We start from the raw sequence: 25,647 nt of genomic DNA, 5'->3' as shown, positions 1-25,647 counted from the left end.
GTCATGCTGGCGCCATGACATGGTGGCCTCTTCTTCGCGGGATCGTGGCGCGCGCCGTGGTCGCCGGGCCGATGCTGGGGCTGGTGGTCGTGCCGGCGCGCGCCGCCCCGGCCATGGCCCCCGCGGCGGGCGGGGCCGTGGCGCTGGCCCCGCATCGGGCGGTCTATGACCTGACGCTGGCCGCGGTCACCGGAGGTGATACCGTATCGGCCAGCGGTACCATGACCTACGGCGTCACGGATGCCTGCGCGTCATGGTCCACGCAGCAGCAGTTGCGGCTGCAGACCGTGTCGCGGTCGGGGGCCGTGACCGACATGGAATCCGACTACGCGACGCTGGAGGCCAAGGATGGCCACCACCTGGTCTTTCGCACCGTCCAGACCTCGAACGACCAGTCCCCCAGCCGCATCATGGGCGAGGCGACGATGACGCCGTCGGGCGGCGAGGTCCGGTATACCCAGCCCAGCGTCCATACGGTCCCGCTGCCCGCCGGCACGCTGTTCCCGATGGCGCATACCGCAGCGATCATCCGCGCGGCGCAGGACGGGGAGCAGGCCTTTTCGCCCATGCTGTTCGACGGTACCGGCGACAACGGGGCGCAATATACCTACGTCATGCTGCTGGGCTGGATACAGCCGCCGTCGGCCAGCCCCTATCCCGTGCTGGCGCGCCAGCCGTCGGGCCGGGTGCATGTGGCATTTTACACCCCCGCGTCGCACGACATGCGGCCGGACTACGCGATCGGCATGCGCTACTTCGCCAACGGCGTGTCCGACCGGCTGGATATGGATTTCGGAGATTTTCGCATGCAAGGCACCTTGCGCAGCTTCACGCCGGTGACGGCGGCCCGTCGATGCTGAAGGCTGCTCCCACGGGGGGCGGCCTGGCCCATTCGTTGCGCAGCCGCCACGTTTCGATGATCGCGATCGGCGGGATGATCGGCGCCGGACTGTTCGTGAACACCTCGGTGATGATCCAGGGCGCGGGGCCGCTGGTGCTGCTGTCCTACCTGCTGGCCGGGCTGATGGTGTTCCTGGTCATGCGCATGCTGGGTGAAATGGCGATCGACTGCCCCGATGCCGGGTCGTTCGTGGGCCATGTCCGGCGCGGCCTGGGCCATCGGGCGGCCTTCGTCACAGGCTGGTCGTACTGGCTGTTCTGGGTTGTCGTGGCGTCGGTCGAGGCCAAGGCGGCGGGCATGGTCGCGGGGCCGATGCTGGGGGTGCCGCCCCTGGGCGTGGCGCTGGGGCTGACGGCGGTCATGACCGGCGTGAACATGGGCTCGGTCCGGGGCTATGGCGAGTTCGAATTCTGGTTCTCGCTGATGAAGATCACGGCGATCGGCGTGTTCACGGTCATTGCCGGGCTGGCGCTGTTCGGGGTGATCGGGCCGCCGCTGCATGGCGGGCTTGCGCATCTGTGGGACCAGGGCGGGTTCATGCCGCATGGCTTCAGCGCGTCGCTGTCCCTGCTGCCGGCGATCCTGTTCACCTTCGCGGGGGCGGAAATCGCCACCGTCGCGGCGGCGGAAACCGACGACCCCGGCCGCAACATCGTCCAGGCCATCCGTACCGTCGTGATCCGGGTGATGCTGTTCTACATGGCGTCGCTGGGCGTCATCCTGTGCCTGGTTCCGTGGAACCAGGTGCAGCCCGGCCATTCCCCGTTCCTCGAGGTGCTGCACCGCATCGGCATTCCGGGGGCCGAGGGCGCGATGACGCTGGTGGTGCTGGTCGCGATCGCCTCGTGCCTGAATTCCACCCTCTATGTCACCTCGCGCATCCTGTTCGAAATGGCGGCGCATGGCGACGCGCCGGGCTGGCTGGTCCGAACCGGTCCCAGCGGCGCGCCGCGCCGGGCCATTTCCACTGGGGCGCTGGTGGCGTCCGTGCTGACGGTGGTGGCCTCGACCTTCCCGGGCGAAGTCTTCGGCTTCCTGCTCAACGCCTCGGGCGCGGTGATCCTGTTCGACTACCTGATGGTGGTGTTCGCCCAGATCAGCCTGCGCCGCCAGATGAAGCGCGCGGGGCGCCATCCGGCCTTTCCGATGCTGCTGTTTCCGTATCTGTCATGGCTGACGGTCGCCGCCATCCTGCTGGTGATGGTGACGATGATGCTGACCCCCGACACCCGGGTGCAGATCGAACTGGGCAGCGTGACCCTGGCGCTGATCCTGGTCCTGGGGCTGGCCACCTCGCGCCGGGGCGGCCGCCCGACGCTCTGACGGGTTCTTGTTACATACGGCCATCTTTCGCCATTCCGCCGCCACGATAATCGGACCACAATGCATTGACGGAGCGGCAGGAATACCCGCCCGCATGCAGGAGATTGTTTTCACATGAGCAGGCAGATTGTCCGCGGCACCCTTCTGGCGCTGGGCGTGCTCGCAGGCGGGGCATTGACGACGTACGACGCGTCGCCGGCCCTTGCGCAGCCCTATCGGTACGGTCCCGTCACTCCCGGATGGGCCCCACCGCCCATGCCGCCGCCGCGTGCCGAAGTCGTGCCGCCGCCGCGGCGGGGCTGGGTCTGGCAGCAGGGCGGCTGGGACTGGGGCAATGGCGGTTATGTCTGGGTGCCGGGGCGCTATGTCCGGTATGGCCGGCATGGCGGCTGGGGCGCCGGCCGGTGGGAACAGCGTGGTCCGCGCTGGGTCTGGGTCCGCCCCGGCTGGTGATAAGGGAAAGGCCGGGCTTCGCGCCCGGCCTTTTTCATGTCCCCGTCTTTCAGGCCCCCGTGTTTCAGGGTCCGTCCAGCGTGATGACCAGCGGCACGTGGTCGGACGGCTGGGCGCGGCCGCGCTCGTCCCGGTCGGGCTGGGCGCTGTCCAGCCGTTCCGCGATACGCGGCGACAGCAGGGCGTGGTCGATCCGCAGCCCGCAATCGCGCGGCCACGCACCGGCCTGGTAGTCCCAGAACGTATAGTACCGCCCGTGCGGGTGCAGCGCCCGCAGCGCATCCGTCAGGCCCAGCCAGATCAGGCGGCGGAAGGCCGCGCGCGATTCCGGCCTGACCAGCGCATCGGTGGGCGGCAGGGCGCCCGGCGCGCAATCCTCGTCGGTGGGGCAGACATTGTAATCGCCCGCCAGGACGAAATCCCGCCCGGCCTCCAGCAGCGCCCTGGCGTGCAGGGCCAGGGCCTCCATGAACGCCAGCTTGGCCTCGTAGCCCGCGCTGCCGCCGGAATTGCCGTTGGGCAGATACAGGTTGCCGAAGGTCAGGCCCCCGGCCTCGATTTCCACATAGCGCGCCTGCAGCGCCTCGCCGTCCAGGAACGGCAGGGCCCGCGCCGTGACGGAAAAGGGCAGGCGCGACAGGATGGCGACGCCGTTATAGCTTTTCTGCCCCACGACCACGCAGTCATATCCCGCCGCGCGGAAGGCCTCGGCGGGAAAGGACGCGTCCTCGCACTTGATTTCCTGAAGGCCGAGCAGGTCGGGCTTTTCCCGCTCCAGCCAGTCCAGGACATGCGCCTGGCGCTGGCGGACCGAATTGACGTTCCAGCTTGCGATTTTCATCAATGCGGCCGGACGCTCAATCGATGGAAAAGCTGGTGCCGCACCCGCAGGACGACGTGGCATTGGGGTTGCGGATGGTGAAATGCGCGCCCATCAGCGAATCGTTGAAATGCAGTTCCGCCCCGTCCAGCAGGTCCATGCTGGCCGGATCGACCACCACATGCGACTGCCCGGCGGGAATGAGAACGTCGTCGGCGCGGCGCTCGCCGTCCAGGGCGAAGCTGTACTGGAAGCCGTTGCACCCACCGGCCAGCACGCTGACGCGCAGGCCGGGGGCGGCGGCGCCCTCCGGGGCCGGCTCGGCCGCCACGATTTCCTCCAGCCGGGTGACGGCCTGGGGGGAGACGCGAAAGCGCGTATCGGGGGTAGGGGTGGAAGCTGTGTCCATGGGATACCATCCTCGTGCGGGCAACATGCGGCCAAGGCCGCAGCCCGTGCTGGTCTTGCGGCGCCGGGCGGGGTATCGACAGGGGCGCCTATCCGGGAGTGAGGGTATATATGAGCATCGCACCCTACGCTGTCCAGCCTGCCACCGCCCGGGGCCGGCTGCATGCCGAACCCGAATCGCCCAGCCGCACGCCGTGGCAGCGTGACCGCGACCGTGTCCTGCATTCGGCGGGCTTCCGCACCCTGCAATACAAGACCCAGGTCTTCGTCAATCATCAGGGCGACTTCTTCCGTACCCGCCTGACCCATTCGCTGGAGGTCGCGCAGATCGCGCGGTCCATCGCCCGGAACCTGGGGGTGGACGAAGACCTGACGGAAACGCTGGCCCTGGCCCACGATCTGGGCCACACGCCCTTCGGCCATGCGGGCGAGGACGCGCTGGCGGCGGCGATGCGCGCCTGGGGCGGGTTCGACCACAACACCCAGACCCTGCGCCAGGTGACGCAACTGGAGCGCCGCTATTTCGGCTTCGACGGGCTGAACCTGACATGGGAAACGCTGGAAGGCCTGATCAAGCATAACGGGCCGGTGGACCACCCGACGGGCTATGTCGCGCGCTATGCCGAACGGCTGGGTCTGGACCTGACCACCTTCGCGCCGGTCGAGGCCCAGGTCGCGGCGATGGCCGACGACATCGCCTATCACGCCCACGACCTGGATGACGGGCTGCGCGCGGGGCTGCTGTGCCTGTCGGACCTGCGGGCCTGCCGGTTGGTGGGGGCGGCGCTGGCGCAGGTCCGGCAACTGGCCGGGGGGGCGGACCTGCCGGCCTCGGCGCCGCAGGCACCCGGCCTGCATGCCGCCGACCTGCATGTGGACGACCGGATGCGCCACGAAACCATCCGCCGGGTCATCAATGCGCTGGCGGTGGACCTGACGGAGCAGACGCGGCGCAACCTGGAACGGCTGGCCCCCCGTTCGGCCGACGACGTGCGCCGGGCGGAGGCACCGGTCGTGGCCTACAGCCCCGCCATGGCGCGCGATAACGGGGCCATCCGCACCTTCCTCTACGCACGGCTGTACCGGCACTGGCGGGTCAACCGCATGACGCGCAAGGCGCGCATGGCGGTCGAATCCATCTTCTCGATCCTGGCCGATGACCTGTCGCTGCTGCCGGACGGCTGGCGGCAGCAGGCGCGCGGGGCGGACCAGACCGGTGCGCGCCGGGTCGTGGCCGATTATATAGCCGGAATGACGGACCGATTCGCGATGGAAGAACATCGACGGTTGACGGATCTGTCCGTGCCGGGCTGAAACCGCCCCACCAGTCTTGACCTCGTTCCGCGCGCCAGTCCGACCCGGCCCCTGGCGCCGGCCTTTTTGGGAAGCCGCATCGCATGTCCGACAGCCTGTTCGTCCGCTATCTCTCGCATGTGCGCGACGCCTTGCGACGGATCGTCCCGGACCTGCCGGACGAGGTGGCCGCGCGTGTCGAACTGACGCCGACGCGCGACCCCGCCCATGGCGACATGGCGACCAACGCCGCCCTGCTGGCGGCGAAGATCGCCCGCCGCCGCCCGGCCGAGATCGCCGCCGACCTGGCGGCGGCGCTGGCCGGGGTGCCGGGCGTGGCAAAGGCCGAACCCGCCGGGCCGGGATTCGTCAACGTGACGCTGGATGCCGCCGTGCTGCGCTCGATCGTGCCGGCGGTGCTGGGCGCCGGGGAGTCCTACGGCGACGCCACGCTGGGGCAGGGGGTGCGGGTCAATGTCGAATATGTCTCGGCCAACCCGACCGGGCCGATGCATGTCGGCCATTGCCGGGGGGCCGTGGTCGGCGACGCGCTGGCCAACCTGCTGGCCAAGGCCGGCTACGGCGTGACCAAGGAATACTACATCAACGATGCCGGGGCGCAGGTCATCGCCCTGGCCTGGGCCACCTACTGGCGCTACCTCCAGGTCATCGGCACGACGATGGGGCAGGAGGAGTTCGCGGCCCTGGTGCCCGGCGGCATCCAGTACGGCGGCGACTACCTGGTGCCGGTGGGCCAGGCGCTGGCCGAGGCGCATGGCACCGCCCTGGCCGAACCCGGTGCCCAGCCCGCCGCGCCGGAACATTGGCTGCCCACCGTCAAATCCTTCGTCGTGGCGCAGATGATGGCCATGATCCGGCAGGACCTGGACGCGCTGGGCGTGCGTCACGACGTCTTCACCAGCGAGGCGAAGATCCTGGCGGACGGCATCACCGACCGGGCCATCGCGCGCCTGGACGCGCAGGGCCTGCTGTACGAAGGCGTGCTGGAACCGCCGAAGGGCAAGCTGCCCGAGGATTGGGAGGCGCGGCCCCAGACCCTGTTCCGGTCCACCGCGTTCGGTGACGACGTGGACCGGCCGCTGCGCAAGTCGGACGGATCGAACACCTATTTCGCCAACGATATCGGCTATCACGACGACAAGATCCTGCGCGGGGCGGATCTGCTGATCGATGTCTGGGGCGCCGACCATGGCGGCTACGTCACCCGCATGAAGGCGGCGGTCAAGGCGCTGGGTGAGGACGGCGGAACGGTCGATTTCGACGTGCTGCTGTGCCAGATCGTGCGCATCGTCCGCGACGGCCAGCCGGTCCGCATGTCCAAGCGCGCCGGCACCTTCGTCACCCTGCGCGACCTGATCGACGAGGTCGGGCGCGATGCGGTGCGCTTCACCATGCTGACGCGCAAGGCCGACGCGCAGATGGAATTCGACCTGGACCAGGTGGTCGCCCAGACCCGCGACAACCCGGTCTTCTATGTCCAGTACGCCCATGCCCGCTGCCGCTCGGTCCTGCGCGCGGCGCAGGAGATGCTGGGGGCGCGGGACGTGGCCCCCGCGACCCTGGCCCAGGCCGCGCTGGACGGAATCGAATCCGACGCCGAACTGGCGCTGCTGCGCCGAATCGCGCAATGGCCGCGCACGGTCGAAGGGGCCGCGCAGGCCCATGAACCGCACCGGATCGCGTTCTATCTCGGCGAGCTGGCGGGCGACTTCCATACCTTGTGGAATCGCGGCCGCGATGATGCGACATTGCGCTTCCTGCAGGAAGACGACCTGGCCGCAACCCGGGCGAAGCTGGCGCTGGTCGAGGCCACGGCCACGGTGATCCGGTCGGGCCTGGCGGTACTGGGCGTCACGCCGGTCGAGGAAATGCGATGAACGAGTCTGCCCCGTCCGACCCCACCGGCCGCGATCCCCACGAGGATCGCCTGAGCCGTGCCCGCGAACGCATGAGCGCGGATTACGACGACGATACCCCGCCGCGCGTACCCGGACGCGGTGATGGCGGACGGCCCGCCTGGGGCCGTCCGCGCGTGTCGGTGGGCGGCCTGATGGACGGGCTGCTGGGGTCCGACCCCATGACGCGGCGCCTGGCATACGGCGCCGCCGGGCTGGGCGGCCTGCTGGTGCTGGCCATCGGGGGCTGGGCGCTGATGGGGCATCATCCCTCGGGCATTCCCGTGCTGGGGCCGCCGCCGGGTCCGGTACGGGTGCGGCCCCTCGATCCGGGCGGCATGCAGGTCCTGGGCGCGGAGGCCCCGACCGGGGATGACGGTGCCGTGGCCCGTCTGGCCCCCGGTCCGGAACAGCCGCGCCCCGACCAGCTTGCCGAGCAATATGGGCAGAAGCCGGCTGCGCCCGCGCCCATACCCGCGGCACCCGCCCCCGCGCCGGTGGCACCCGCACCGGCAGCGCCAGCAGCGGCACCGCCGGTAACGGCAGCGCCCGTGCCGTCCGCGCCGCCGGCATCCACCGCCGCGCCCCCGGCCGACACCGCATCCACTGTGCCGGCCCCCTCGACGCCGCCCGCTCCGGCTCCGGCGGCGCCGCTCGCCGGCCGTTACGGCGTGCAACTCGCCGCCCTGGATTCGCAGGCGGCGGCGGAGAAGGAATGGGCGCGGCTGGTGCAGCATGATCCCGACCTGTTCGCCGGCCACGCACCGATCATCGAGCGGACCGAGCGCAACGGCGCCGTGTTCTTCCGGCTGCGCACGCGCGGCTTCGCCAGCATCGCGCAGGCGACATCGTTCTGCCAGCATGTGCGGCTGAACGGCCTGGCCTGTACCCTGGCGGGCTTCTAGGACCCGGCCCATGCAGCCGGACGCGGTACAGGGGGGGGCGGCCGTCGGGCCGGGCGGTCAGGATGGCGGGCTGCCCGATGGCCTGCCGGGGGGCCTGACCGCGCCCATGCTGCGCCTGGAGGGGTTCGAGGGACCGCTGGACCTGCTGCTGGAACTGGCGCGGGCGCAGAAGGTCGACCTGGCACGGATTTCGATCCTGCAACTGGTCGAGCAATATCTGGCGATCGTGGAATCCGCCCGGCGCATCCGCCTGGAACTGGCGGCGGACTGGCTGGTGATGGCGGCGTGGCTGGCCTGGCTGAAATCGCGCCTGCTGCTGCCGGCCGAGGAGGGCGAGGCCGTCGATGCCGAGGAAGCGGCCGAACTGCTGCAGGCCCGGCTGCTGGAACTGGCGCGGATCGGCCGGGCGGCGGAATGGCTGGCGGCGCGGCCGCAACTGGGCCGTGACGTCTTCGCCCGGGGCGAGCGCGAGGACCTGACGGAAATCGATCGCTCGGGTCTGGCGCTGGACCTGCCCCAACTGATGGGCGCCTATATGGCGGCCATGCGGCGCGGCGCGCGCAAGCGCGTCTATCAGCCCCGGCGGCTGAATTTCTGGACGGTGCAGGATGCGCTGGCCCGCCTGCACCGCCTGCTGGGCACCGACATCGTCCCCGGCACCGGCTGGTGCGATCTGGGCGCGTTCCTGCCGGACTCCGGCCCGGGCCTGGATGGCGGGGACGAGGACGAACGGCTGCGGCTGCGTCGGGCCGCGATGGCCGGCACCCTGATCGCCGGGCTGGAACTGGCGCGCAGCGGCAGCATCGAACTGCGCCAGGACGAACAGTTCGGCCGGATCATGCTGCGCCCCTGCACGGCCGACGATGCGGCCGAGGACGCGGGCGAGGATATGGACAGGATGGACGCGGCGGAATGACCGACACACCCCTTCCCGAAACCACGGTCCGGGCGGACCCCGCGTCGGTGCGGCTGGTCGAGGCCCTGATCTTCGCCAGCCCCGACCCGGTGTCCGAACGCGCGATCGCCGAACTGCTGGAGGCCCAGGGCCAGGTGCCCGCCGACATCGATGACCTGGGCGCCTATGTCCGCAGCGTGATCGACGCGGTGGTGGCGCTGTATGACGGAAGGGGCGTGGCGCCGGTGCTGATCGCCGGGGGCTGGCAGTTCCGCACCGCCGCCGACCTGGCCCCGCGGCTGACGCGGGTGCTGCACCGCCCGCGCCGGCTGGCCCGCGCGACGCTCGAAACCCTGGCCATCATCGCCTACCACCAGCCCTGCACCCGCGCGGAAATCGAGGAGATCCGCGGCGTCTCGCTCAGCCAGCAGGTGCTGGACACCCTGCTGGAGGCCTCGCTGATCGTCCCGCGCGGCCGCAAGGAGGTACCGGGACGGCCGATCCTGTGGGGGACGTCGGCCGACTTCCTGCGCCATTTCGGCCTGCGCGACCTGCGCGACCTGCCCCGGCGCGAGGAACTGCTGGTGGACGTGCCGGATAACCCGGTCCTCAACCCGGCTCCCAATCCGGCCCCCGGCCCGGCCCTTGACCCGGCGGTGTCCCCGCCGGCCGCGACGACTCCCCAGGCGGTTTCCGATGCGCCGCCGACGTGATACGTCTCCAGTCCCCATCAGCCGGTCCTGATTCATCCGCTCGCCGAGTTCGTCCATGTTCCAGCACACGCCCGTGATGCGCCTGCCGCTGGCCGGTCCCGCCCATGTTTGATTTCGCATGGTCCGAGATGGCGGTGATCGGCGTCGTCGCCCTGCTGCTGATCGGCCCCAAGGACATGCCGGTGGCGATCCGCACGGTGACCGGGCTGATCAAGAAGGGGCGCAAGCTGGCATCGGAATTCCAGTCCCATGTGGACGAGATGGTGCGCGACGCGGACCTGACCGAGGCCCGCGACCAGCTCAACCGCATGCGGCGCTTCAATGTCCGCAACCAGATCATGCAGGCGATCGACGGCGACGGCACGATCCGGCGCACGATCGAGGAGTCGCCGCTGGACGGCACGCGCGCCGGCCCGGCCGCTCCGGCCGCGCCGGTATCCGGCCCGGCCGACCTGTCCGGCTTCGATCCCGGCGGCCTGCACGAGTACGGGTACGCGACGCCGGTCGCGTCCTATGCCGAAACCGCCTTTCCACCGGCCCCGGACGCCGGGCCGCCGCCCGCCCTGCTGCCGCCGTCGGTCGCGCGGCGGCTGGCGGCGGAGCGCGCGCGGCTGCACCCGCCCGCCTTCCTGCCGCCGGTGCGGGTGATCCACGGCGCGCGGCGCGTGTCCGTGACCGCGCCGGATGGCGGGGCCCCAGCACCCCATCGCGGATAGGGGCCGATGGATATTCCAAGCCGGGAGACACGATTCTGAACGACGATCCGATCAACGCCGATCCGATCAACGACCAGCCGATGCCGCTGCTGGACCATCTGGTCGAACTGCGCCGCCGCCTGCTGTGGTCGGCGGTGACGTTCGGCCTGTGCTTCCTGCTGTGCTATCATTTCTCGGCGCGGATCTATCTGTTCCTGGCCCGCCCGCTGGGCGACGTGATGCGCGCGCAGGGCGAACAGCCGCACCTGATCTATACCGCGTTGTACGAGGCCTTTTTCACCTACATCAAGGTCGCGATCTTCGGGGCGGCCTTCCTGTCCTTCCCGATGGTCGCCATCCAGGTCTGGATGTTCGTCGCCCCCGGGCTGTATCGCAGCGAAAAGCGGGCGTTCCTGCCCTTCCTGGTCGCGACGCCGGTCATGTTCGTCATGGGCGCGGCGCTGGCCTATTATTTCGTCTTCCCCTTCGCCTGGAAGTTCTTCCTGTCGTTCCAGACGGCGGACGGGCAGGACGGGCTGCAGATCCAGCTTCAGGCCAAGGTGTCGGAATACCTGGCGCTGGTGATGAAGCTGATCATGGCGTTCGGCGTGGCCTTCGAACTGCCGGTGGTGCTGACCCTGCTGGCCCGGGTGGGCATCGTGACCGCCGACACGCTGAAACGCTTCCGGCGCTATGCCTATGTCGGGGCCTTCGTGATCGCCGCCATCCTGACGCCTCCGGACGTCATCACCCAGACCGGTCTGGCGGTGCCGCTGATCGGGCTGTACGAAATTTCCATCTTCTGCGCGCGGCTGGTCCAGCCCAAGCGCGCCGACGATGCCGATCAGGAGAACCGAGATGCATGATCTTCGCGCCCTGCGCGCCGATCCGGCCGCCTTCGACGCCGCCCTGGCCCGCCGGGGCGAGGCCCCCGCCGCGATCCATATCGCCAGCCTGGACGAGGACCGGCGGGCCGCCGTGACCGCGCTGCAGGACAAGCAGGCCCGGCGCAAGAGCCTGTCGAAGGAAGTCGGCGCCCTGCGCCGCACCGGGGAAGACAGCACGGCGCTGGAAGCCGAGGCCGTGCAACTGCGCGAGGACATCGAGAAGCTGGAGGTCCTGGTCCGCGAACTGGATGCCGAAATCCGCGACTGCCTGGTGGTCCTGCCCAACCGGCTGGATGACGGCGTGCCCGAGGGCGCGGACGAATCCGCGAACGTCGTCGTCCACCAGGTCGGCGAGCGGCGCGACTTCGCCTTCCCCCCGCGCGAGCATTTCGCGCTGGGCGAGGCGCTGGGCCTGATGGATTTCGAAACCGCCGGAAAGCTGTCCGGCGCGCGCTTCGTCGTGCTGCGCGGCGCGCTGGCGCGCATGGAACGCGCGCTGGGCCAGTTCATGCTGGACCTGCATGTCCAGGAACACGGCTATACCGAAACGGCGGTACCGGTCCTGGTGAACGAGGCCGCGATGTTCGGCACCGACAAGCTGCCCAAGTTCGCCGACCAGTCCTTCCGGACCGAGGACGGGCGCTGGCTGATTCCCACGGCCGAGGTCCCGCTGACCGCCAGCGTCGCGGGCGACATCCTGCCGGCGTCGGCGCTGCCGCGCCGCATGGTCGCGCTGTCCTCGTGCTTCCGCAGCGAGGCCGGGGCCGCCGGCCGCGACACGCGGGGCATGCTGCGCCAGCACCAGTTCCAGAAGGTCGAGATGGTGTCGATCACCGCGCCCGGGGACAGCGACGCCGAGCATGAGCGCATGACCCGCTGCGCCGAGAAGGTGCTGGAACGGCTGGGCATCCCGTATCGCCGCATGCTGCTGTGCGCGGGCGACACCGGCTTCGGCGCGGCCAGGACCTTCGATCTCGAAGCCTGGCTGCCCGGCCAGGATGCGTGGCGCGAAATTTCGTCCTGCTCCACCACGCGCGATTTCCAGGCGCGGCGGATGAATGCGCGCTACCGCCCGGCGGACGGTGCCGGCCCGGAATTCGTCCATACGCTGAACGGCTCGGGCCTCGCCGTGGGACGCACGCTGATCGCGGTGATGGAAAACTACCAGAACGCCGATGGCAGCATCACCGTGCCGCAGGCGCTGCGCCCCTACATGAACGGGCTGGCGGCCATCAGCGCCCGCTGACGGAATGTCGCGGGGGGCCTTTGCCGCCCCTGTTGCCGTTCCTGCCGCCGCCCTTGCGGTGCCCCCGTCCGGGGGCATGCGGGGGCTGTCCGGGACGGGGTTCCTCTCCGCCCGCGCGGCTGCGGCTGCTCTGCTGGCGCAGCACGTCCTCGATCCAGTCGTTCAGGCGGGCGGTCGCGTCCTCGGCATCCTCGCGGGCCGGATAGGCGTCGGGGAAGCGCAGCGACAGCCACCGCCATGCGACCAGCCGCTTGTGCCGCTTTTCCGCACGTTCCAGTTCGATGCGCTCGGCGCGGTCGGGCGGGGGCAGGCGGCCCGGCCCGGGCGGCACGACCGGCCGGCCGGCGGCATGGTCCGCCGCCCAGTGGATCAGCCGCTGGATGCCGTTGTCGCGGTCGTCCACCGGGCACATCGCATAGACCCAGCGCTGCGCCAGGCTCAGGCCCGACACGCCTTCCAGGGCGGTGGCGATGGCGAAGGCCTGTTCCATGTTCGCCAGGCGGTAATTCGGGTCGTCGGGGCGCAGCACGGCGCGGCGGATGCGCGCCAGCACGCCGAACAGGCTCTCCGACCCGATTTCCGCCGCCACGGCCTGGATGATGTCGGCGTCGGGCTGCACCTGCGGGCGCAGGTCGGCCAGTTCGGCCGGCGGGGCCGCCATCATGGCGCGGATGAAGGATGCGCTGCCCGCGCCGGCCAGCACCGCGACCACGCCCTGTTCGTGCTTGCCGTAGCGGCCGGCGCGCCCGCCGATCTGCTTGACCTCCTGCGCGTTCAAATCGCGGGTCTGCGTGCCGTCGAACTTGCGCAGCGCGGTGAAGATCACCCGGCGGATCGTCAGGTTCAGCCCCATGCCGATCGCGTCGGTGGCGATCAGGATATCGGCCTCGCCGTCATTGAAACGCTGCGCCTCGGCCCGCCGCACCTCGGGGCTCAGCGCGCCATAGACGACGGCGACCCGCCGCCCGCGCGCCAGCAGCGCCGCGCGCAGGTCCAGCACCTCGCGGCGCGAGAAGGCGATCAGCGCGTCATGCGGCTTCAGATCCTGCAGGCGCACCGGCTCGCTGGCCGTCACCAGCGGTCCCTTGCGTTCCAGATGCACCTCGTCCAGCGGGTCGCCGCACAATTCGGCGATGCGGCGCACCATCGGAATGCAGTCGGGCGCGCCCAGCACGAACAGGTGCCGCGCCGGCGCCCCCATGATCGCCGCCGTCCACGCCGCGCCGCGATCGGGGTCCGACAGCATCTGCGCCTCGTCGATCATGGCGACATCGACGGGGTTGTGCAGCGGGCACATCTCGACCGTCGCGGCCAGGTGGCGGCTGCCGGGAATGTCGATCCGCTCCTCGCCCGTCGCCAGCGACGTGGGCACGCCGCGCGCGGTCAGGGCCTCGCGGAATTCATGGGCCAGCAGGCGCAGGGGCGCCAGCGCCATGCCGCTCTCGGCGCGCGCCAGGGCCTCCAGCGCGGTATGGGACTTGCCGCTGTTGGTGGGGCCGGTGACCAGCGTGATCCGCCGCTTCAGGGCCCGCGCGGTCTTGAAATGCGCAGCATAGCGGTCCAGCGCCGCCACGCGGGCGATCACTGCATTGCCGACCTTGCGCGTGCCCGGGTCAGGCACCAGCGGGGTCGCGACACCGGGCAGGCCGCCCCGCCATTCCGGCAGCCGGGCGCGCAGCGCCACCAGTTCGCGCGGGTCGAATTCCCAGCGTTCGGTGCCGTTGGGCTGCGGCACGCGGCGTGCGACCGGCAGCCGGTTTTCGGCAATCCAGCGCAGGGCCTCCTTCTGCGAACAATGCAGCAGGCGGGGCACCTCGCTGAACGCGACCAGGCTGTCTTCCCATTCGCGCAGCCGGCGGACTTCCTCGCGCCGGCGGGCACGGGCCGCCTGCTCGATCGCGTCCTGTTCTTCCTGGCGGGCGTCGGCGGTGCGCCGCACCGCTTCGACGAAGCCCGTGGCCGCGTCCAGGCCGAAGGCCGCCGCCACCGCGCGCGACAGCGTCTCGGTCTCGGCGGGCGACAGGACGCGGCCGGTGCCGTCGAACAGGTCGGCCCGGATCGTTTCCAGCGCCGCCTCGGGCGTGGGGGCGGTGGCGCGCAGCCGCGCCCGCACCACTTCGCCCAAGGCGCGCAGCAGGCTTGCGTCGTCGGGCTCGGGGTCGTCGATCGTGGCCGCCGCCGCCTCGGTGTCCGCGCGCGTCACCCAGACCTCGCCCGCGCGGCGGGTCAGGTCCATCAGGCGCGACCCCCACGGCTTGCGCCGCACGGCACACAGGGCGGCGCGGAAGGTGGCGGCGTCGACACGGTCCTGTCCCGGTGCCAGGGCGCGGGCGACGGTGCGCTCCAGCTTCGGCAGCTCGCGGGTCTCGATGGCCAGGCCGGTTTCGGCGATGGCGGCGTCGACGGCGTGACGGGCGGGGGATTCGGATGTCATATCCGGTATGTGCGCCATTCAGCGCCCCGGAACAACGGGTCCGCGCCGGCCAGACCTGCTCCGGCCTCAACCCTCGGATAACGGTTTTGTGCTGGCATCGGGGGCGTCGCGCGCTTAAACATCTGTCCCTCTTGCACGAACGGGGCGTCTGCCGCGGGTCGTGGCATATGCGAACCCCAGCCCTGACGGGAGAGTTTGACGTCATGTCCGATACGTTGACCATGCCAGCCACCGAGACCGTCCCCACCGGTCTGGAGCCCGTACCGGGCGAGGCGGGCGTGTATCATCTGGCCGAGCCGACCAAGACCTACGGCCACCTGAACGCCGAGACGGTGCTGACCGTCCATCACTGGACCGACCGGCTGTTCAGCTTCACGACGACCCGCGACGCCGCCCTGCGGTTCGAGAACGGACAGTTCGCCATGATCGGCATCGAGGTCGAGGGCAAGCCGCTGCTGCGCGCCTATTCGATCGCCAGCGCGAATTACGAGGACCAGATGGAATTCCTGTCCATCGCGGTTCCGGACGGCCCGCTGACCTCGCGCCTGCGCCACGTCAAGCCGGGCGACAAGGTGCTGATCGGCCGCAAGCCCACCGGCACGCTGCTGCTGGACAATCTGCGCCCCGGGCGCAACCTGTATTTCCTGTCCACCGGCACTGGCCTGGCCCCGTTCATGAGCCTGATCAAGGACCCGTCGGCCTATGAACGGTTCGACCGCGTGATCCTCAGCCACACGGTGCGCATCTCGGGCGAACTGGCCTATGCAAACCATATCCGCCACGAACTGCCGCAGCACGAATTCCTGGGCGAGGATGTGTCGGGCAAGCTGCTGTATTATCCCGCCGTCACGCGCGAACCCTTCGCCGTTACCGACCGGATCACCAAGCTGATCGAGACGGGCAAGATCTTCACCGACCTGAACATCCCGGAACTGGACCCGGAGCATGACCGCGTCATGATCTGCGGTTCGCCCGAAATGCTGGCCGATACCGAGGCGATGCTGGTCGCCCGCGGCTTCGATGAGGGCAACAATTCGACCCCCGGCGCCTATGTCGTCGAGAAAGCCTTCGCCGAACGCTGATCCAGCCGGGACCGATCCATGACGTATGATTTCGACCTGTTCGTCATCGGCGCGGGGTCGGGCGGCGTGCGCTGCGCGCGCATCGCCGCCGGCCATGGTGCCCGTGTCGCCGTCGCCGAAAACCGGCACTGGGGCGGAACCTGCGTCAACCTGGGGTGTGTCCCCAAGAAGCTGATGGTCCAGGCCAGCGAGTACAACGACCTGGCCCGCGACAGCCATGGTTTCGGCTGGAACATCGCCCCCGGCCACCATGACTGGGCGGCGCTGATCGCGGCCAAGGACCATGAAATCAGCCGCCTGAACGGCATCTATGTCTCGCTGCTGGAAAAGGCCGGGGTCACGCTGTTCACCGGCACAGCCCGGTTCGAGGACGCACATACGCTGGTGATCGGCCCGGGTGCGCTGGCGCCGGACGCGCCGGTCCGTCGCGTGACCGCCGAACGGATCGTCATCGCCACCGGCTCGGCCCCCGACATGCCGTCCCTGCCGGGGATCGAACATGCGATCTCGTCGGACGCGGCCTTTCACTTGGAATCCCGGCCGCAGCGGGTCTGCATGGTGGGCGGCGGGTATATCGGCATCGAATTCGCCGGCATCTTCCGGGGGCTGGGGTCGGAGGTCGACCTGGTCTACCGGCAGGACCTGCCGCTGCGCGGCTTCGACCAGGACATGCGGCACGGCATTCACGACGCCATCGCGGCGCGGGGCATCCGCCAGCATACGGGACGGTCGCCCGTGTCGATCCAACCAGTGGGCGACGCCTATGAGGTCCGGCTCGATGACGGATCGCACGTCATCGCGGATTGCGTGTTCTTCGCCACCGGGCGCAGCCCCAATGTCGGCGCGTTGGGGCTGGACCATGCCGGCGTGGACACCGTCGCCGGCGGGCGGATCGTGGTGGACGGCACGGGCGAGACCAATGTCGAGGGCATCTACGCCATCGGCGACGTCACCAACCGGCTGAACCTGACCCCGGTCGCGATCGCCGAGGGCCACAGCCTGGCCGACCGCCTGTTCGGCACCGGCCACCATCCGCGAAGCTGGTCGCTGGCCACGACGCCCAAGGCGGTCTTCTTCTCGCCCCCGCTGGCCACCGTCGGACTGACCGAGGAAGAGGCCGCCCGCGACGGTATCGTGGATATCTATCTGGCGCGCTTCACGCCCATGCGCCACACGCTGACGGGCCGGGCCCGCAAGACGATCATGAAGCTGGTGGTCGACCAGGCGACGCAGAAGGTGGTGGGCGCGCACATGATCGGCGACGACGCGCCGGAGATGATGCAGGGCCTCGCCATCGCGGTCACCGCCGGCCTGACCAAGGCCGATTTCGACCGCACGGTCGGCATCCACCCCACCTCGGCCGAAGAATTCGTCACCATGCGCACCCGGACCCGCGTCACGGACCGCCAGGCGGACTAAACCCCGATTTGTTTTCGGCCGTGTCGGCCCGGAAACGTGGGCTGCTGAGCGAGAGCGGCCCGCAGACGCGCGCCGGATCGCCACCAGCGCGCGTTTACGGGCCAACACTCAGCGGGGAGTGACCCAGCCGTTCCCGGTGGCATCCCCCATCTGGCCCTGGCCGTAGGGACCGCTGCTCTGATAGGCGTTGCCGAACCGCGACAGGTCGCTGCCGGTTACCGCGTCGCGATGCACGTTGGCCTCGTGATCCGGATCGGGGCCATGGTTCATGTCCATCGACGGCGCGTCCTGATAGCCGGGCGGCAGGCTGCGGCGTCCCACCACGGTCTTGTCCTCGCCATGCTGCGCCTCGACCCCGTCCTGGTTCTGGGGCGGAAGCCGGTTGCCGGGCGACGAGAAGTCATCCGGCGCCGCCATGGCGCGAGAGGGCAGGGCAGGAGAGGCCAGCAGGCACAAGCCGGCCAGAAGCGGAAACAGGCCCGTGCGGAGCGTGGCTGCCATCGGTAATCCTTCCATTCGGATGCGATACGAGCATGTCATGTGTCCCGCGGTCCGTTAAGACCCCGGTTCCGCACGTCGTCCATGCGTCGCGCGGATGCGTCCCGCCGGGTCTAGCCGATTGCGGCGCGGGAATGCACGCCCGAAAAACAGGGTTGCGCGTCCGGGGTGCGTGGTGACGAAGCTCTTTGCGTTGGGTTGGATTTTTCTACATAAAGACTGCCCCCTTGTAGGTCCGGCCAGTGGGGCGCGGGTCGGGGGACATGGCGGTTGGCGGCATACAGGGGGCCGCGACCGGACGACCAGAGGAATTTAGGATACGACCATGAGTGCGACGCACAGTCACGACAGTTCTTCCCGGCAGGCCTGGACGCCGGAGAGCTGGCGGTCGTTTCCCATCCGCCAGGTCCCCGACTATCCCGACGCGGCCGCGCTGCGGGCGGTGGAGGAACGGCTGCGCCGCTATCCGCCCCTGGTCTTTGCCGGCGAGGCACGGCGGCTGAAGGCCAGCCTGGCGGCGGCGTCGCAGGGGCGCGCGTTCGTGCTGCAGGGCGGCGCCTGCGCCGAGAGCTTCAGCGAATTCACCGCCGACATCGTCCGCGACACGTTCCGCGTGCTGCTGCAGATGGCGGTGGTGCTGACCTTCGGCGCCAAGGTGCCGGTGGTGAAGATCGGCCGCATGGCCGGCCAGTACGCCAAGCCCCGTTCGTCCGGCACGGAAACGATCGGCGGCGTCAGCCTGCCGTCCTACCGGGGCGACATCATCAACGGCGCGGACTTCACGCCCGAAGCCCGCATTCCCGACCCCGCGCGCATGGAAACCGGCTATTTCCAGTCGGCGGGGGTGATGAACCTGCTGCGGGCCTTCGCCGGCGGCGGCTACGCCAACCTGCAGGAAGTCCATCGCTGGAACCTGGGCTTCGTCGAACGCTCGCCCCTGGCCGAGCGCTATGGCGTCCTGGCCGAGCGAATCGACGAGACGCTGGCCTTCATGGCCGCCTGCGGCGTCACCGGCGCCACCACGCGCCAGATGGACGAAACCGAATTCTATACCTCGCACGAGGCGCTGCTGCTGCCGTACGAGCAGGCGCTGACCCGCGTCGATTCGACCTCGGGCGAATGGTACGACTGCTCGGCCCATTTCGTCTGGATCGGCGACCGCACGCGCCAGCCGGACGGCGCGCATGTCGAATTCCTGCGCGGCGTCCGCAATCCGATCGGCATCAAGGTCGGCCCGACCACGACGATCGAGGACCTGGAACGCCTGCTGGACATCCTGAACCCGCGTGACGAGGCCGGGCGGATCTCGCTGATCTCGCGCATGGGGGCCGAGGGCGTGGGCAAGCACCTGCCGCCCCTGCTGCGCAAGGTGGTGGCGTCCGGGCGCACGGTCACGTGGTTGTGCGATCCGATGCACGGCAACACGATTTCGACCGACAACAAGATCAAGACGCGGTCGTTCGAGGCCATCCTGGCCGAGATTCGCGGCTTTTTCGACGTGTTCCAGGCCGAAAACGCCCACCCTGGCGGCGTGCATATCGAGATGACGGGGCAGAACGTGACCGAGTGCGTGGGCGGTGCCCACCGCTTGACCGAAGCCGATCTTGGTGAACGCTATGAAACCTTCTGCGACCCGAGGCTGAATGCCGAACAGTCGCTGGAAATGGCGTTCCTGCTGTCCGAGGAACTGACCGCGCGCCTGCGCGGGTCGGCGGCGAAGGGAACGGAGGCCGCATAAGAAAACGACCCACGGGGGAACGATGTCGGCAGCAGATACAGACGGGGCCTTCGGGCCGTCCCAGGCCCTGGACGACGGCACGATCAGCGCGCGGACGGACGCCTACTTCAACCGGACGCGGGACATCGTGACCCGCTTCGGCGACCGGGTCGTGACCTATGCCATGTTCATCCGCCGGCCGGTCATCTCCGCGCCCCGGCTGATGATCGACTGGCTGGACAACGTGACCCGCGCGCGCGGCAGCGCGATCACGCACGAGGTCATGTTTCCCGAAGGAACCTGGGTCGGCGCGGGCGAGCCGCTGGTCTACATCACCGGCTCGTTCGCGGCGCTGAGCGACCTGGAAACGCTGCTGCTGCAGAAGCTGGGTCCGCCCTGCGTCGCGGCGCACAACGCGTACCAGATGGCGATGGCCCTGCCCAACGTGCGCTTCCTGGCCATGGAGGCCCGGCATTGCGCCGGGTTCGAGATGCAGGAGCAGATGGCCTATGCCGCCTCGGTCGGCAGCGCCGCCGCCCGGCGCGAGGGCGCGCTGGGGTTCATCGGCGGGGCGAACGACGCCACGGCGTCCTTCTTCGGCGCCGAGCATGGACTGGGCACGATGCCCCATGCCCTGATCGGCTATGCCGGGTCCACCCTGCGCGCCGCCGAAATGTTCCACGAGACCTACCCGGATGCCGACCTCGTCGTGCTGGTCGATTATTTCGGCCGCGAGATCACGGACGCGCTGCAGGTTTGCCGCGCCTTTCCCGAACTGGCCGCCGCGGGGCGGCTGGCCGTGCGGCTGGACACGCATGGCGGCCGGTTCCTCGAAGGGCTGGACCCGGCGTCGTCCTACGCCGCGCTGGAACGCAACACCCCCGGCACCATCCGCCGCTATCGCTCGGAAACCGAACTGCGCCACCTGGTGGGCACCGGCGTCTCGGCCGCCGCGATCTGGCGCATGCGCGAGGCACTGGACGAAGCCGGTTTCCCCAGGGTGCGGATCATCGTCTCATCCGGCTTCAGCGGCGAGAAATGCCTGGCCATGGCCGATGCCCATGCCCCGATCGACGTGGTGGGAACCGGCTCCTTCATCCCCGACCGCTGGTCGGAAACCTATGCCACCGCCGACATCGTGTCCTATGACGGCCAGGCCCGGGTGAAGGTCGGACGGGAATTCCTGCTGCGCCAGGCGCATGGCCGGGCCGTTCCGCCCTCCTGATCCCTTTCATTGAACGGAAGCAGCCTTTGACCGATACACCCCCGCCCTTCGAACCCACCGAACCCACCGCGTCCGAGACCGGCTGGCGCGTGCGGATCCTGGACCTGTCCGGCGGCGCCGAGGAGGGCATCGTCGAGGATATCGGCGGTTTTCTTGACCTTGCGCATGCCAACGCCTTCGCCCGCGCCTATGTCCGCGACAGCATCGAACGCTGCCGCGTCGCCGGCGCCGCCCCGCGCGAGGTGCTGCAGGCATGGATGTCCTTCGGCGAGGATGCCGAAATCCTGGATGCGGGCGACGACGGTTGGCGTTCGGCCAACGAACTGGACGATTTCACGGCCCATGCCGCGACCCCGATGGAACGGGACTGGCGGACGATCGACCCGCGCCGCATGGTCGAGGATGACGAGGACGAGACCCCGGAATAGACCGCATCCGGCGGCCTTTCGTCGCGGCTGGTCTTTCGGGCGCGTCCGACGCATATAGGGCGGCATGAAACTCCGTTTTGCGCCCAGCCCGACGGGCCTGATCCATGTCGGCAACGCCCGCCAGGCGATTGCCAACGCCCTGTACGCGCGCCGTCACGGCGGCACGTTCCAACTGCGCATCGACGATACCGACCGCGAGCGTTCGCGCGACGAGTATGTCGATGCCCTGCATACCGACCTGGCCTGGCTGGGGATCACGTGGGACGAAACGTTCCGCCAGTCCGACCGGCTGGACCGCTATGCGGCGGCGATCGAAACGCTGAAGGCGTCGGGCCGACTGTATCCGTGTTTCGAGAGCGAGCAGGAACTGGCGTCGAAGCGCGAGGCCCGGATTCGCATGCGCAAGCCGCCGATCTATGACCGCGCGATGCTGCGCATGACGGCGGAACAGCGCGCCCAGGCCGAGGCGAACGGCAAGGTGCCGTACTGGCGCTTCCGCCTGTCGGACCAGGACCGTGGCGTGGACGACATGGTCATGGGCCGCTCGCAGGTCAAATTGCAGTCGATTTCCGACCCGGTCCTGGTCCGGGCCGACGGCACGGTGCTGTACACGCTGGCCTCGGTCGTGGACGACATGGAAACCGGCGTGACCCACGTGCTGCGCGGCGAGGACCATCTGACCAACACCGGGGTGCAGATCGACATCGCCGAGGCCCTGGGCGGAAAGGTCGGCCAGTTCGCCTTCGCCCACCTGCCGCTGCTGCTGGACGAAGCCGGGGGCAAGCTGTCCAAGCGGTTCGACGGGCTGTCGATCCGCGCGCTGCGGCAGGACGGGATCGATCCCGTCGCCATCGTGTCCTACCTGGCGCGGCTGGGCAGCGCGGACGACCCGGCGCCGCTGTCGTTCGACGACCTGGCCGCCAGCTATGACGTGCGGCGAGTGTCGCGCTCGGCGGCCCGTTTCGACATGCGGCAGCTTCTGGCCCTGAACCGGCGGGTCATGCACCAGATGCCCTTCGGCGCCATTCGCGACCGCCTGCCCGAGGGTGCGACCGAGGCGTTCTGGATGGCCGTGCGCGGCAATGTCGACATGGTATCCGAACTGCGCCACTGGTGGGACGTCGTCGGCGGCGTGATCGTGCCGCCGGTCCAGGACGATGAAGGCGCCTACCTGCTGCAGGCGCTGGCCCTGCTGCCGCCCGAACCGTGGGACGCGCAGACCTGGAAGGACTGGACCACCGCCGTCCGCGACGCCACCGGCCGCAGCGGCAAATCGGTCTTCCACCCCCTGCGCGTCGCCCTGACCGGCGAGGAAGAGGGCCCCGAAATGCGCGACCTGCTGCCCCTGATGGGCCATGACCGGGTGGCGGAACGGCTACGCATCGCCGCGCGCTGAACAGGATGCCCGCGGCGTCCCGGGCCGCGTGAGGGGCCATGGCCATGCGTTCGAACGGACTGGAATTCTTCTGGGGAAAAGCGCGTGCTGTTCCAGCGGAAGGCGCCATGATCGGGCCGGTCATGCACCCGCTCATCGCGCATATGCTCGACGTCGCCGCTGTCGCGGTCCTTCTGCCCGAAAATGCGAAGTGCGGCCTTGACCGTCGTCAGCTTGGCCTGCTGGTCGCATTACACGATATCGGCAAGCTCATGCCTGCCTTCCAGGCAAAGGTCGAAATATGCTGGCCTGAAGCCATCCTGGGGGGCTTTCCGGTAGAACTGGTCCCATGTTTTCACGATGCGGCGGGATTGGCGCTGCTGGATCTCATGGTCGATGACGTCCTTGCCGCATTGTTCGCGAACGGCCAGGACGGAAAATGTTGGCGGCTGACCCATAAACTGAAGCTTCTGCGTGCCGTCGCAGGCCATCATGGGCAGCCTGTATCGGCCCAGAACAGGAACACGCTGGCGCCTGACACGATCGAACGTGCCCGGACACTCGTCGCCCTTCTGTTCGACGTGTTCCGGCCGCCGCCTATCCTGCGTCCCGGAGATGATACGCTCAGGCGACTCGAATGGATGCTGGCGCGGGTCACTATCCAGGCGGACTGGATCGGCTCGCAACAGGAATGGTTTCCTTATGTCACGCCGGAAAGCGTGGCCGATCCATCGGGATATTTCTGGAACCACGCGCTGCCCCGGGCACAGTCGGCCATCCACCGGGCGGGGCTGGGACCGATGGTGGGGGCGCCGTTCGCGGGCACGGCCGGGCTGTTTGACCATATCCGCGAGCCCTCGCCGATGCAGGCGTTGCTCGAAACCCTGCCGGTGCCGTCCGGGCCGGTGCTGGTGGTTATCGAGGATGCGACCGGCAGCGGAAAGACCGAGGCCGCGCTGGTCATGGCCCAGAGGCTGATCGCGGCAGGACGGAGTTCGGGACTGTTCGTTGCCCTGCCGACAATGGCCACGGCGAACGCCATGTATGACCGGCTGGCGGCGGCCTATCGCCGGCTCTTCCAGCCGTCCGCGCGCCCGTCACTGGCGCTGGCCCATGGTCGTGCGCGGCTGGACGAGCGATTTGCCGCGGCATTGGCCCCCGATGACGGATCGGACGCATTCCCCGATGCCCGGATCATGGATGAAACGGCGGAAGCCTATTGCGCGGCGTGGCTGGGGAGCGAATCACGGCGTGCCCTGATGGCTCAGGTAGGGGTGGGCACGATTGACCAGGCGCTGATGGCCGTATTGCCCGTACGCTTCGCGACGGTGCGGCACGCCGGTCTGGCGGGCAAGATTCTTATCGTGGACGAATGCCACGCCTTCGATCCCTATATGCGTCGGGAAATGGTGGCCTTGCTCCGGTTCCACGCGGCAATGGGTGGGTCGGCTTTGCTGCTGTCTGCCACGTTGACGCAGCGGATTCGGCAGGAATTGACGAACGCCTTCCGAAGCGGTTTGGATACGGTAGACCCTGCGCCCTTGTCGGGCACGGCCTATCCTCTAGTCACGCTCGTCGGCAAAGCTGGGGCCGAAGAATACCCCTGCGCGTTGCGGCCTGGCTTGGCGCGTAGCATCGCTGTCCGACGCTTGGCCGACACCGATGCCGCCTCCCGCGAAGTCATCGCCGCCGCCGCCGCCGGAGCGGCGGTCGCATGGATTCGCAACACGGTGGACGAGGTGATTGCAACCGCCCGATTCCTTCGTGCGCAGGGCGTTGAGTTACTGGTCTTTCATGCGCGTTTCGCCATGGTGGACCGCCTGGCGATCGAGCGTGACGTGCTTGCGCGGTTCGGAAAGAACAAGGAAACGACGGGGCGTTCCGCCGTGCTGGTGGCTTCGCAGGTCATCGAACAAAGCCTCGACCTGGATTTCGATGTGCTCGTGACCGACCTCGCGCCGATGGACCAGGTGATCCAGCGCGCCGGGCGGTTGCGCCGCCATGACCGCATCGCACGACCTGTCGATCGGGAGGAACTGCTCGTCATATCGCCCGAGCCGGTCGCTGAACCCGATCCATCATGGGTCAGGCGCGTGTTGCCCGGAACGGCCGCGGTGTACCGCGATCCGGCGTTGCTCTGGCGGACGGCCCGGACCCTGTTCAGGTACGGACGGATCGAAAGTCCGGGAAGGATCAGGGCCCTGATCGAGGAGGCAGGTGACGCCGACGCTCCGGGCGCGGTCCCGGACGGGCTGGCGGCGGGCAGCACGGACGCGATGGGTAAAGCCCTTGCGGCCGGCTTCGCTGCAGACCGGAATGTCCTGTCGTTCGATGCAGGATACGTGGCGGACGGCGCGCTGTGGGAGCGTGAAGCCAGGACACCGACCCGGCTGGAGGATCTGCCGTACGTGACCGTCAGGCTTGCGGTCATGCAGGACGGGAGAGTGCTGCCCTGGGCCGCGAAAATCGACCCCGGCCTTGCCTGCGCGGGCGAGCATCGGCGGGCATGGGCGCTGTCCGAGGTGTCGGTGGCGCAATATCGTCTGGCCCGTTGTCCTCCTCCACCTGGTTTGGAGCGCGTCGTGGCGGCCGCGCGAGCGGAGTGGCCCCGCTGGGAACGGGAGGATGAAAGTAGCGTTCTGCTGCTCATACTTCAGAAAATGGAAGAAGGTTGGCGTGGGGCGGGGCAGATAGAGACCGGTCATGAGGTTGTGATCGGTTACGATCGGACTTATGGATTGGAGGTTGTTCCCGCATAGCGGGATGGACCGTTGTGATGGAGGCTTCGCTAGAGATAGCCACCTTTTCCCCGCTACCGCGGGGATATTTTAACATGCTGTAAAAATTGACTATCCAGCTTAGTCTGGGGAAAAAATCAAAAAACATAAGTTGTGTTCGAGTCTTCGAATATGTTTGACTTCAACCTTGAAACATGGAAAACGACAAAAGCCGCCCCGAATGGGGCGGCTGTGTGTTGTCAAGGAAAGGAGGGTGTAACGTGTGGCAATCGTTCG

22 protein-coding genes are annotated in these 25,647 nt (G+C 69.0%); 18 read left to right on the top strand and 4 right to left on the bottom strand.

Annotation, left to right across the window (positions count from 1 at the left end):
* Positions 1 to 14: 14 nt before the first annotated feature.
* The 3 genes from GDI_RS10645 to GDI_RS10635 all read left to right on the top strand — a co-directional run bounded on the left by GDI_RS10645 (position 15) and on the right by GDI_RS10635 (position 2,677).
* Positions 15 to 860 (top strand): cell envelope integrity EipB family protein, encoded by an 846-nt coding sequence (locus tag GDI_RS10645; RefSeq protein WP_041249394.1) that lies wholly within the window; start codon positions 15 to 17, stop codon positions 858 to 860.
* Entirely contained in the window at positions 854 to 2,224 is a 1,371-nt protein-coding gene (locus tag GDI_RS10640) for an amino acid permease (protein WP_012226078.1), read from the top strand. The genes GDI_RS10645 and GDI_RS10640 overlap by 7 nt, the downstream gene beginning before the upstream one ends.
* Before the next feature lie 114 nt (positions 2,225 to 2,338).
* Positions 2,339 to 2,677 carry a YXWGXW repeat-containing protein gene (locus GDI_RS10635; protein ID WP_012226077.1) on the top strand — a complete coding sequence of 113 codons (339 nt, stop codon included), beginning with the start codon at positions 2,339 to 2,341 and terminating at the stop codon, positions 2,675 to 2,677.
* A 64-nt stretch (positions 2,678 to 2,741) separates the two neighbouring features.
* On the opposite strand, the gene GDI_RS10630 is transcribed toward GDI_RS10635, so the two are convergent.
* The gene (locus GDI_RS10630; protein WP_173363374.1) at positions 2,742 to 3,518 is read right to left on the bottom strand and encodes an exodeoxyribonuclease III; all 777 of its coding nucleotides are present in this window, start codon (positions 3,516 to 3,518) and stop codon (positions 2,742 to 2,744) included.
* 16 nt (positions 3,519 to 3,534) lie between these two features.
* Positions 3,535 to 3,906, bottom strand: a complete 372-nt coding sequence (locus GDI_RS10625; RefSeq protein WP_041249393.1) for a HesB/IscA family protein — start codon at positions 3,904 to 3,906, stop codon at positions 3,535 to 3,537.
* Positions 3,907 to 4,016: 110 nt separating this feature from the next.
* On the opposite strand from GDI_RS10625, the gene GDI_RS10620 reads away from it, so the two are divergent.
* The 8 genes from GDI_RS10620 to serS all read left to right on the top strand — a co-directional run bounded on the left by GDI_RS10620 (position 4,017) and on the right by serS (position 12,455).
* The gene (locus tag GDI_RS10620; protein ID WP_012226074.1) at positions 4,017 to 5,219 is read left to right on the top strand and encodes a deoxyguanosinetriphosphate triphosphohydrolase; all 1,203 of its coding nucleotides are present in this window, start codon (positions 4,017 to 4,019) and stop codon (positions 5,217 to 5,219) included.
* 83 nt (positions 5,220 to 5,302) lie between these two features.
* Positions 5,303 to 7,096: an arginine--tRNA ligase gene (gene argS, locus GDI_RS10615; protein ID WP_012226073.1), complete on the top strand. Its 1,794-nt coding sequence runs from the start codon at positions 5,303 to 5,305 to the stop codon at positions 7,094 to 7,096.
* Positions 7,093 to 8,019 carry an SPOR domain-containing protein gene (locus GDI_RS10610; RefSeq protein ID WP_012226072.1) on the top strand — a complete coding sequence of 309 codons (927 nt, stop codon included), beginning with the start codon at positions 7,093 to 7,095 and terminating at the stop codon, positions 8,017 to 8,019. Before argS ends, GDI_RS10610 begins: the two co-directional genes overlap by 4 nt.
* 106 nt (positions 8,020 to 8,125) lie before the next feature.
* Positions 8,126 to 8,935, top strand: coding sequence for a segregation and condensation protein A (locus tag GDI_RS10605; protein WP_231854330.1), 810 nt, complete (start codon positions 8,126 to 8,128; stop codon positions 8,933 to 8,935).
* The gene (scpB, locus tag GDI_RS10600; RefSeq protein ID WP_012226070.1) at positions 8,932 to 9,627 is read left to right on the top strand and encodes an SMC-Scp complex subunit ScpB; all 696 of its coding nucleotides are present in this window, start codon (positions 8,932 to 8,934) and stop codon (positions 9,625 to 9,627) included. The genes GDI_RS10605 and scpB overlap by 4 nt, the downstream gene beginning before the upstream one ends.
* A gap of 104 nt (positions 9,628 to 9,731) precedes the next feature.
* The gene (gene tatB, locus GDI_RS10595; protein WP_012226069.1) at positions 9,732 to 10,343 is read left to right on the top strand and encodes a Sec-independent protein translocase protein TatB; all 612 of its coding nucleotides are present in this window, start codon (positions 9,732 to 9,734) and stop codon (positions 10,341 to 10,343) included.
* A gap of 80 nt (positions 10,344 to 10,423) precedes the next feature.
* The gene (gene tatC, locus GDI_RS10590) at positions 10,424 to 11,188 is read left to right on the top strand and encodes a twin-arginine translocase subunit TatC (RefSeq protein WP_012226068.1); all 765 of its coding nucleotides are present in this window, start codon (positions 10,424 to 10,426) and stop codon (positions 11,186 to 11,188) included.
* Complete coding sequence (serS, locus tag GDI_RS10585; RefSeq protein WP_012226067.1) at positions 11,181 to 12,455, top strand: serine--tRNA ligase; 1,275 nt, start codon at positions 11,181 to 11,183, stop codon at positions 12,453 to 12,455. The genes tatC and serS overlap by 8 nt, the downstream gene beginning before the upstream one ends.
* Here the strand turns inward: serS and GDI_RS10580 are convergent.
* On the bottom strand, positions 12,442 to 14,889 hold the full coding sequence (locus GDI_RS10580; protein ID WP_012553119.1) for a helicase-related protein: 2,448 nt from the start codon (positions 14,887 to 14,889) through the stop codon (positions 12,442 to 12,444). The genes serS and GDI_RS10580 overlap by 14 nt on opposite strands.
* A gap of 203 nt (positions 14,890 to 15,092) precedes the next feature.
* On the opposite strand from GDI_RS10580, the gene GDI_RS10575 reads away from it, so the two are divergent.
* Entirely contained in the window at positions 15,093 to 15,971 is an 879-nt protein-coding gene (locus GDI_RS10575; protein WP_012553118.1) for a ferredoxin--NADP reductase, read from the top strand.
* 18 nt (positions 15,972 to 15,989) lie between these two features.
* Positions 15,990 to 17,390, top strand: a complete 1,401-nt coding sequence (gorA, locus tag GDI_RS10570) for a glutathione-disulfide reductase (protein WP_012226064.1) — start codon at positions 15,990 to 15,992, stop codon at positions 17,388 to 17,390.
* Positions 17,391 to 17,498: 108 nt separating this feature from the next.
* On the opposite strand, the gene GDI_RS10565 is transcribed toward gorA, so the two are convergent.
* Positions 17,499 to 17,891, bottom strand: coding sequence for a hypothetical protein (locus GDI_RS10565; RefSeq protein ID WP_012553117.1), 393 nt, complete (start codon positions 17,889 to 17,891; stop codon positions 17,499 to 17,501).
* 322 nt (positions 17,892 to 18,213) lie between these two features.
* Between GDI_RS10565 and GDI_RS10560 the strand changes: the two genes are divergently transcribed.
* The 5 genes from GDI_RS10560 (at position 18,214) to GDI_RS10540 (ending at position 25,392) form a co-directional block, all read left to right on the top strand.
* A complete protein-coding gene (locus GDI_RS10560; protein ID WP_012226062.1) occupies positions 18,214 to 19,626 on the top strand; it encodes a class II 3-deoxy-7-phosphoheptulonate synthase in 1,413 nt (470 codons plus the stop codon).
* A 22-nt stretch (positions 19,627 to 19,648) separates the two neighbouring features.
* Positions 19,649 to 20,830 carry a nicotinate phosphoribosyltransferase gene (locus GDI_RS10555; protein WP_012226061.1) on the top strand — a complete coding sequence of 394 codons (1,182 nt, stop codon included), beginning with the start codon at positions 19,649 to 19,651 and terminating at the stop codon, positions 20,828 to 20,830.
* Positions 20,831 to 20,856: 26 nt separating this feature from the next.
* Positions 20,857 to 21,258 carry a hypothetical protein gene (locus GDI_RS10550; RefSeq protein ID WP_012226060.1) on the top strand — a complete coding sequence of 134 codons (402 nt, stop codon included), beginning with the start codon at positions 20,857 to 20,859 and terminating at the stop codon, positions 21,256 to 21,258.
* A 64-nt stretch (positions 21,259 to 21,322) separates the two neighbouring features.
* Entirely contained in the window at positions 21,323 to 22,654 is a 1,332-nt protein-coding gene (gene gltX, locus GDI_RS10545) for a glutamate--tRNA ligase (protein WP_012226059.1), read from the top strand.
* Between the two features lie 38 nt (positions 22,655 to 22,692).
* Complete coding sequence (locus GDI_RS10540; RefSeq protein WP_012226058.1) at positions 22,693 to 25,392, top strand: CRISPR-associated helicase/endonuclease Cas3; 2,700 nt, start codon at positions 22,693 to 22,695, stop codon at positions 25,390 to 25,392.
* The last annotated feature ends 255 nt before the right edge of the window (positions 25,393 to 25,647 follow it).

Origin of the sequence: Gluconacetobacter diazotrophicus PA1 5 (assembly GCF_000067045.1) — a bacterium.
Lineage (GTDB): Bacteria > Pseudomonadota > Alphaproteobacteria > Acetobacterales > Acetobacteraceae > Gluconacetobacter > Gluconacetobacter diazotrophicus.
This window is presented reverse-complemented; position numbering and strand designations above follow the sequence as displayed.